The organism is Roseburia inulinivorans DSM 16841, from assembly GCF_000174195.1.
Classification (GTDB): Bacteria; Bacillota; Clostridia; order Lachnospirales; family Lachnospiraceae; genus Roseburia; species Roseburia inulinivorans.
On sequence record NZ_ACFY01000073.1, the window covers coordinates 1 to 505 of the forward strand.

Sequence of the window (505 nt, forward strand, 5' to 3'; positions counted from 1 at the left end):
GAGAATCGAGATCAAGAAATATCCCAAATTGACGGAAATCGGTTCCAAGCGTGAAAAGACATTAGTAGACTATTACTATGTAAACTATCCGCAAGTATTCGACGGAAAAGAACATGGAGGTTATTATACACAGGAGCAAATCAAAGATGTAGTGGCTTATGCTGCAAGTAAATACATCAATGTTGTTCCCGAAATAGAAATGCCGGGACATGCATTGGCTGCACTTGCCGCCTATCCGGAATTGTCATGCGACTCTACACAGACTTACAAAGTATCTCCTACCTGGGGAGTATTCGAACAGGTATTCTGTCCGAGTGAAACGACTTTCAAATTCTTTGAAGGAGTGATGGATGAAGTTATAGAATTATTCCCCAGCGAATACATTCACATCGGTGGCGATGAATGTCCCAAGACAGCGTGGAAGAACAGTGCTTTCTGCCAGCAGTTAATCCGCCAGTTAGGGTTGAAAGATGATACAACTCCCAGTAAGATAGACGGAATAAAG

Annotated in this window: 1 protein-coding gene; it reads left to right on the forward strand. The window is 42.4% G+C overall.

Going from position 1 to position 505, the window contains the following annotated elements:
• Positions 1-505 (forward strand): family 20 glycosylhydrolase (locus tag ROSEINA2194_RS07975; protein ID WP_007885420.1); only part of this gene is annotated, 505 nt, incomplete at both ends.